The sequence below is a fragment of the Amycolatopsis sp. NPDC059027 genome (assembly GCF_042739735.1).
Taxonomy (GTDB): Bacteria; Actinomycetota; Actinomycetes; order Mycobacteriales; family Pseudonocardiaceae; genus Amycolatopsis.
Genome location: NZ_JBHYIK010000034.1, coordinates 91,137 through 98,626 on the forward strand (window position 1 = coordinate 91,137; position 7,490 = coordinate 98,626).

The 7,490-nt window shown below is 70.8% G+C and carries 8 protein-coding genes; 5 read left to right on the forward strand and 3 right to left on the reverse strand.

The window, feature by feature from the left end; all coding sequences use genetic code 11:
- Positions 1-5: 5 nt before the first annotated feature.
- The gene (locus ACFWY9_RS23885) at positions 6-1,067 is read left to right on the forward strand and encodes a serine hydrolase domain-containing protein (RefSeq protein WP_378339957.1); all 1,062 of its coding nucleotides are present in this window, start codon (positions 6-8) and stop codon (positions 1,065-1,067) included.
- A 138-nt stretch (positions 1,068-1,205) separates the two neighbouring features.
- Here ACFWY9_RS23885 and ACFWY9_RS23890 read toward each other — a convergent pair whose 3' ends face one another.
- The 3 genes from ACFWY9_RS23890 to ACFWY9_RS23900 form a co-directional block, all read right to left on the reverse strand.
- Complete coding sequence (locus ACFWY9_RS23890; RefSeq protein ID WP_378339958.1) at positions 1,206-1,970, reverse strand: class I SAM-dependent methyltransferase; 765 nt, start codon at positions 1,968-1,970, stop codon at positions 1,206-1,208.
- A gap of 131 nt (positions 1,971-2,101) precedes the next feature.
- Positions 2,102-3,130, reverse strand: coding sequence for an L-glyceraldehyde 3-phosphate reductase (gene mgrA / locus ACFWY9_RS23895; protein WP_378339959.1), 1,029 nt, complete (start codon positions 3,128-3,130; stop codon positions 2,102-2,104).
- Positions 3,127-3,756: a maleylpyruvate isomerase family mycothiol-dependent enzyme gene (locus tag ACFWY9_RS23900; protein ID WP_378330739.1), complete on the reverse strand. Its 630-nt coding sequence runs from the start codon at positions 3,754-3,756 to the stop codon at positions 3,127-3,129. Before ACFWY9_RS23900 ends, mgrA begins: the two co-directional genes overlap by 4 nt.
- A 137-nt stretch (positions 3,757-3,893) precedes the next feature.
- Here ACFWY9_RS23900 and ACFWY9_RS23905 point away from each other — a divergent pair, with 137 nt between their 5' ends.
- The 4 genes from ACFWY9_RS23905 (at position 3,894) to dmpI (ending at position 7,405) form a co-directional block, all read left to right on the forward strand.
- Entirely contained in the window at positions 3,894-4,778 is an 885-nt protein-coding gene (locus ACFWY9_RS23905) for an AAA family ATPase (protein WP_378330738.1), read from the forward strand.
- Between the two features lie 69 nt (positions 4,779-4,847).
- Positions 4,848-6,218: a VWA domain-containing protein gene (locus ACFWY9_RS23910; protein ID WP_378339960.1), complete on the forward strand. Its 1,371-nt coding sequence runs from the start codon at positions 4,848-4,850 to the stop codon at positions 6,216-6,218.
- Positions 6,219-6,228: 10 nt separating this feature from the next.
- Complete coding sequence (locus tag ACFWY9_RS23915; protein ID WP_378339961.1) at positions 6,229-7,122, forward strand: LysR substrate-binding domain-containing protein; 894 nt, start codon at positions 6,229-6,231, stop codon at positions 7,120-7,122.
- Positions 7,123-7,222: 100 nt separating this feature from the next.
- Positions 7,223-7,405 carry a 4-oxalocrotonate tautomerase DmpI gene (gene dmpI, locus ACFWY9_RS23920; RefSeq protein WP_378330735.1) on the forward strand — a complete coding sequence of 61 codons (183 nt, stop codon included), beginning with the start codon at positions 7,223-7,225 and terminating at the stop codon, positions 7,403-7,405.
- Positions 7,406-7,490 lie beyond the last annotated feature (85 nt).

A 7,490-nucleotide genomic window follows, 5' to 3' on the forward strand; every position in this document is an offset into this window, starting at 1 on the left:
GGCGCATGTCGTTCACCGGTCTCGATGCCTGGCTCGCCGCTCGCGCCGCCGCCGACCTTTTCTCCGGCGTGGTGCTGATCCGCCGCGGCGACGAGACGGTGTTCTCGGGTTCCTACGGGTGGGCGAGCCGTCGCTGGCGGGTGCCCAACACGCTCACCACCCGCTTCGACACCGCGTCGGTGACCAAGCTCTTCACCTCGGTGGCCGCGCTGCGGCTGGTCGACGAGGGACGGTTGGATCTCGACGCGCCGATCACCGATCTCGTCGATCTGGCCGGGACGGCGATCTCGCCCCAGGTGACCGTGCGGCACCTGCTCACGCACACCTCCGGCATCGCCGACGACGCGGACGAAGAGGCGGGGGAGAGCTACGAGGCGCTGTGGCTCGAAAAGCCGGTGTACACGGTCACGCGAACGCGTGATCATCTGCCCAATTTCGCTGGCAAGGAGCCGAATTTCGCGCCCGGCGAAAGCTGCCGGTACTGCAACTCGGGGTACCTGCTCGTGGGCATGGCGATCGAGGAGATCACCGGAACCGAGTACCGCGAGCACATCCGCGACGTCGTGTTCGCCCGTGCGGGCATGGCGGACTCGGACTTCTTCGACCGGCGTGATCCCGCGCCGGACGTCGCCGAGGGCTGGGACCCGGTCGTCGAAGCGGAAGGCAGGATCACCGGCTGGCGGCAGAACATCTTCAGCTATCCGCCCATCGGCTCGCCCGACGGCGGCGCACACTCCACTGTGGACGATCTCGTGCGGTTCCTGCGCGCCGTGCGCGGCGGCGAGCTGCTGTCCGCCGAACGCACCGCGCAGTTCCTCACTCCACAGGTCCGCCACGACGAAAACCCCGATGGCGACGTTTGGTACGGCTTCGGCCTCGAGTTCACCCTCGACGCCGACGGCAGCGTATGGAACTACTACAAGGACGGCGGCAACACCGGGGCGTGCTCCCTGGCGCGACACTACCCGGCGCTCGGCCTCGACGTGGTGATGCTCTCGAATCTCACCACCGGCGGCCTGGCCGTGATCCGCGAGATCGACCGCCGGATCTCCCGCCCGATCACGTGAGATCTCCGTCTGATCACAGGAAATCTCCACCCGAGCACGTGAGATCGCCCAGCACGCCCCCGGCGGCCCCGCGCGCGAATGGGGATCTCACGTGTCTGGATGGAGGTTTCGCGTGTCTGGATGGAGATCTCGCGTGTCTCATAGCTTGCGGGCCTCGATCAGGAAGCGGTGGTGGGCCATGGTCCAGACGCCGTCGGCGACGATCCGCTCGTGCAGCGCGGCGAGCCGTTCGCGATACCGCTCGGCGTCGAAGCCCGGCACGATCCAGATCACCTTGCGCAGGTAGAGGACCACGGCGGCGATGTCGAAGAACTCCACCCGGCGGACGGCGGTCCGCAGGTCGGTCACGGTCAGGCCCGCGGCCTCGGCGGCGGCCTTGGCCCCTTCGGCACCGAAGGTCGGATCCGCGGGGTCCGAGGGCGGGCAGGAACCCATCATGAACTCGGTCAGCTCCGCGGCCGAGGGCCCGCCGACGTGCTGGGCGAGGTAGGTCCCGCCCGGCCTGAGCACCCGGGCGACCTCCGGCCAGGGGACGAACGTCGGATGGCGGGTCGTGACGAGGTCGAACGCGGCGTCGGGAAACGGCAGCGCGGCGTCGTTCGGGACCTCGTGGACCTCGCCGCCGAGCGGGGCCAGCGTCTCCCGCGCGCGGGAGACGTTCGGCGGCCAGCCCTCGGTGGCGGCGAGGACCGGCGGCGGCTTCGGGATCTCCGCCAGCACCTCGCCGCCACCGGTCTGCAGGTCGAGCGCCGCCGACGCCCTCGCCATCCGCTCGCCGAGCAGCCGGGAGAACCCCCACGGCGGCCGTTCCTCGGTGGCGCGACCGGCGAACCAGGAGAAGTCCCAGCCCTCGGTCGGCTGTGCGGCCCCTTCGGCGATGAGGTCCTCGAACGTCGTGTTCACGCGATCGCCTCGCTTCGCGAGACAGTGTTGAATCCTTTTTGGCGCGCGATATCCATGATTCGCTCGCAAGCATCGCTCATGGCGTCATCGTCGACGCGGCGGCGACGACTCGCAACGGATTTCCGGGCGCTTCAGCCGTCGGTGGACCGCTTCCACAGGTTGATGCCGCTTTCGGTGGCGTACCGGTCGATTTCGGCCAGTTCCCCGGCGGTGAACTCGAGGTTCGCGAGCGCGCCGACGTTGTCCTCCAGCTGCTTGACGCTGCTGGCTCCGATCAGCACCGACGTCATCCGCGGATCCCGCAGCGCCCACGCGAGCGCGAGCTGGGCGAGCGTCTGTCCACGTCGGACGGCGACCTCGTTCAGCGCGCGCACCTTGGCGAGCGCCTCCTCGGTCAGCGTGTCCGGGTTGAGGGATTTTCCTTGCGCGGCACGGGAATCCGCTGGGATGCCGGCGAGGTAGCGGCCGGTGAGCACGCCCTGGGCGAGCGGCGAGAACGCGATGCAGCCCGCGCCGGCGGTCTCCAGCGTGTCGAGCAGCTTGTCGGTTTCGAGCCAGCGGTTGAGCATCGAGTACGACGGCTGGTGGATGAGCAGCGGCGTGCCCAGCTCGCGCAGCAGCCGCGCGGCCTCGGCCGTCCGCTCGGAGTTGTACGAGGAGATGCCGACGTAAAGCGCTTTCCCGGAGCGGACGGCCCGGTCCAGCGCGCCGACGGTCTCTTCGAGCGGGGTTTCCGGGTCGAAGCGGTGCGAGTAGAAGATGTCGACGTAGTCCAGCCCGAGCCGGCCCAGCGACTGGTCGAGCGAGGCGAGCAGGTACTTGCGCGAACCCCATTCGCCGTACGGGCCCGGCCACATGTCGTAGCCGGCCTTGGTGGAGATCACCAGCTCGTCGCGGTACGGCCGGAAGTCGGTGGCCAGCAGCCGTCCGAAGTTCTCCTCCGCCGAGCCGTACGGTGGGCCGTAGTTGTTCGCCAGGTCGAAGTGCGTGATGCCGAGGTCGAACGCGCGGCGCGCGATGTCGCGCTGAGTCTGCAAGGGACGGTCGTGGCCGAAGTTGTGCCACAGGCCCAGTGAGATCGCGGGCAGCTTCAGCCCGGAGCGTCCGCAGCGTCGGTAGGGGATCGATTGGTATCGGCCGGGAGCCGCAACGTAGGTCACGCGGCCGATGCTAACCCGGCACTTCCCGGCCCGGAGAGCTGCCCGACCAGTGCCTTCCGGCCGGTCACAAGCAGGAGCAGTGCCGAGATCGGGCCTTCGACCAGCGCACCCTCGCCGCCCGACCAGTCGACGTCGGTCGCCCGCAGCCGGTACCCGGCCAGCTTCCGCTGCGGATGGAAGGGAAAGCCCCGGGTCCACGCGCGCTCGGTCGCGGCCCGTGCCGCGGCCGGGGGCATCGCACGGGGCCTGCCGAGCGGGATCGCGATGTCCTGGCCGTGCACGAGCATGTCCATCAACCGGTCGAGGGGGACGGTGCTGGGCGGGCAGCGTCGTTGTCCGACCGTGCCGCGCAGCTGAGTGAGCAGTTCGGCCGGTGCCCGGCGCGCGTAGCGGACCGCCGAATCGCGGATCGCCCGGTTGAAGTTGCCCCGGGCACGGACGAACGCACCAAGGACGAAAGGCAGGCTGCCCTCGGTCGCGAGGACCACGTGCGCCACGACGTCTCGCACCCGCCAGCCGTCGCAGAGCGAGGCCTGCTCCCATTCGGCGTCGGAGAGCGTCTCCAGCAGTTCGATCAGGCTGCGGCGTTCCACGTCGACGGCCTGCCAGATCTCTTCGGCTTCCATCGTGCCCTCCTCCGGGAGGGCTCAACTATAGAACCGGGAGTCCCGTGGCAGCGGACAGTGACGCTCCCGATGTTGCGCAGGAGGGTGTTCATCGGCGAGTCTCGCAGGACAGGCGCTTGCGACAGGGTGGTGTGCACGTGACGGGGACGGGCTGTTTCGAATCGGTCGACGACGTGTCGGCGAAGCTGGCCGAGGTGGGTTATCTGGCCTCGCCCGCCGTGGCGACCACGGTGTTCCTCGCCGACCGGCTCGGCAAGCCGCTGCTCGTCGAGGGTCCGGCAGGCGTCGGCAAGACCGAGCTGGCCAAGGCTGTCGCCGAGGTCAGCGGCTCGCGGCTGGTGCGGCTGCAGTGTTACGAGGGCATCGACGAGGCCCGCGCGCTGTACGAGTGGAACCACGCGAAGCAGCTGCTGCGGATCACCGCGGGCCGGGACGAGACGTGGGAGCAGGCCCGCACGGACATCTTCGGCGAGGAGTTCCTGCTGCGCCGTCCGCTGCTGACGGCGATCTCCGGGACCGAGCCGACCGTCCTGCTCATCGACGAGACCGACAAGGCCGACATGGAGGTCGAGGGCCTGCTGCTGGAGGTGCTCGGCGATTTCCAGGTGACCGTCCCCGAGCTGGGCACCATCACCGCGACCCGCCGCCCGTTCGCGGTGCTGACCTCGAACGCGACGCGGGAGCTGTCCGAGGCGTTGCGGCGGCGGTGCCTGTTCCTGCACATCGACTTCCCGGACGAGGAGCTGGAACGCGACATCGTCCGGCTCAAGGTGCCGGGGATCAACGACGTCCTCGCCGATTCGGTCGTCCGGGTCGTCGCCGCGCTGCGGGCGATGGACCTGCGCAAACTGCCCTCGGTGGCGGAAACCATCGACTGGGCGCGCACGTTGCTCGCGCTCGGTGCGGACACGCTCGACGACAAGGTCGTCCGCGAGAGTCTCGGCGTGGTGCTCAAGCACCAGGACGACATCGCGAAGGCGGGCGCCGGGTTGCGGCTCGACGAGGTAGTGGAGGCATCATGAGCGACAATGGCGAAGCCCGCTCATGAATGCCGACCGGGCGCGGGTGTCCCGCAAGACACTGGACGCGTCGTGACCGCGGGTGTTCCGGAGCGGCTGACGGCGTTCGTGCGGGCGCTGCGGGGCCAGGGCATCCCGGCGGGGCCCAGCGAGACGATCGACGCGGCCGCCGCGCTGGAGGTGCTCGGCTTCGCCGACCGGGAGCTGATGCGGGAAGGCCTCGCGGCCGCGCTGGTCCGCCGCGGCGGGCAGCGCTCGGTGTTCGACGCGACCTTCGACGTCTACTTCCCGGCCGGGGTCGGCGTGCCCGAACGGGCTCGCGAGGACCGGCCCGAAAACCTCGAAGAGCTGCGTGACCAGCTTGCCGCCGCGCTCGCCGAGGACGACCAGCAGACCTTGGCGCAGCTGGCGGGCGTCGCCGTCGACATGCTGGGTTCCTACGGCGTCGCGTCCGGCCCCGGTGGTGGCTGGTCGGCGCACCAGACGCTGGACCGGCTCCAGCCGCAGACGCTGATCGTGCGCGTGCTCGCCGCGATCCGGGCGGGCGTCGCTCCCGGTGACGCGTTCACCGACCGGCTGGAGCGAGACGAGGTCCGGCGGCGGGTCGATGGGTTCCGCGGTCAGGTCCGCACCGAGGCGCGCCGTCGCGCGGCGGAGGTCCGCGGCCGCGAGCGGGTCGCGAAACACGCGATCCCGCCCGCCGCCGACCGCGTCGACTTCCTCATCGCCAGCCGCAGCCAGCTCGCGGAACTGCGTCGCACGATCCAGCCGTTGTCCCGCAAACTCGCGACGCGGCTGGCCGCGCGGCGGCGGGCGGCCGGCCGCGGGCAGATCGACCTGCGGCGCACACTGCGCCGTTCGCTGTCCACCGGGGGCGTGCCGGTGCGCCCCGCGTTCCGGCACCGGCGCCCGGTCCGGCCGGAAATCGTGCTGCTGTGCGACATTTCCGGTTCCGTGGCGGGCTTCGCGAACTTCACCATGTTGCTCGTGCAGGCGCTGCGCGACCAGTTCAGCAAGGTCCGCGTGTTCGCCTTCGTCAACTGCACCGACGAGGTCACCGGGCTGGTCACCGGCGGCGACGCGGATCCGGAACAGCTCGGCACGCGCATCCTCACCGAGGCCGAGGTCGCCCGCTGGGACGGGCACAGCGACTACGGCGACGCGCTGCAGCAGTTCGAGGAGGACTGGGCGGAGGCCGTCGGGCCGCGGACGTCGGTGCTGATCCTCGGCGACGCCCGCACGAACGGCGGCGACCCGAACCTCGACGCCCTCCGCCGGATCCGCGGCCGCGCGCGGCACGTGTTCTGGCTGAATCCGGAGCGGCGTGCACTGTGGTCCACAGGGGACTCGGCGGCGCTGGAATACGCCGAACTGGTGGAAATGCACGAGTGCCGGACCGTGCAGCAACTGTCCACTTTGGTCACCCGGTTGCTGCCGGTCTAGGCGGCGCGGCGTGGAACTGCGGCAGCTCAGGTACTTCGTCACGGTTGCCGAGGAGCTGCACTTCGGCCGGGCCGCCGAACGGCTGCACGTCGTCCAGCCCGCGGTGAGCCAGCAGATCCGGCGGCTGGAACGGGAACTCGGCACCGAACTGCTGGACCGCTCGCCCCGGCGCGTGCGGCTCACCGAGGCGGGGCGGGTGTTCCTGCCCGAAGCGCGGGCGGTGCTCGCGGCCGAGGAACGCGCGAAGGCCGTCGTCGCCGAGCTGACCGGCGGCCGCACCGCGACCGTCCGCCTGGGTACCAGTACCGGCCTCGGCGATCACCTGGACCGGGTGCTCGACGCGCTCGTCGAGCTGGCACCGGGGACCGGCGTCGAGCTGGTGTCCGCGGCGACGCAGGCCCGCCTGGATCGTGTCGCGAATGGACAGCTCGACGCGGCCTTGATCCGTGGTGCGCGGGAACATCCCGGCGTGCGGCTGATCCCGGTGTGGCAGGATCCGCTGGTGGTCGCGATTTCCGCCCGGCATCCCCTCGCCGCCGGTCCGGACGTAGCGCTGGCCGACCTGGCCGGTCTGCCGCTGCGGCTGGTTTCGCGGCGCGACAACGCCCCGCTCGTCGACCTCGTCGTTTCCGCCTGTCACGAAGCCGGGTTCACGCCCGCGTTCGACGGGCGGACGAGTAGCCTGCAGGACACGCACGCCGCGATCGGTGCCGGCGAGCCACTGTGGACGGTCATCTACGCCGCGCACGCGCGGCAGCTCGCCACCGGGCGGGTGGCGTTCCTGCCCGTGCGGGACGCGCGGCTGGTGATGCCGACCTCGCTGGCGGTGCGCGCGGACGACCCCACCCCGCACCTCGACGTGCTGCTCGCGGCCTGCGCCGCGCTGGACGATCACGATCGCTGATCGCTGCGCGTACGGACTGGATCTTGGTCGCGTGGCGGAATTCGGGTGGACTGGGGTCAGCCCGGCGAAGACCGGGGAACGATCAGGAAGTGACCCGATCATGCCCATCGTGACCGTCCAGCAGGGACCCCGCGACGTCGAACTCAAGCGGGAACTGGTCCGCCGTGTCACCGACGCGTTCGTCGACGCGCTGAAGGTCCCGGCCGAAAGCGTGCACGTGTGGATCCAGGAGGTGCCCGCCGACAGCTGGGGCGTCGGGGGCACGCTCACCGCGGACAAGTAGCGCCCCGCGCCCGCCGGGTGGCGGCCCGGCGGCGGGGCGGGGGCCGAGACACGAGATCCCGCCCTCACACCACTAAGACACCCTC

Bases quoted from the DNA above. Each gene is read 5' to 3' on its own strand.
- dmpI (WP_378330735.1), top strand. From the start codon at position 7,223: ATGCCCATCGTGACCGTCCAGCAGGGACCCCGCGACGTCGAACTCAAG.
- ACFWY9_RS23900 (WP_378330739.1), bottom strand. From the start codon at position 3,756: ATGGAAGCCGAAGAGATCTGGCAGGCCGTCGACGTGGAACGCCGCAGC.
- ACFWY9_RS23885 (WP_378339957.1), top strand. From the start codon at position 6: ATGTCGTTCACCGGTCTCGATGCCTGGCTCGCCGCTCGCGCCGCCGCC.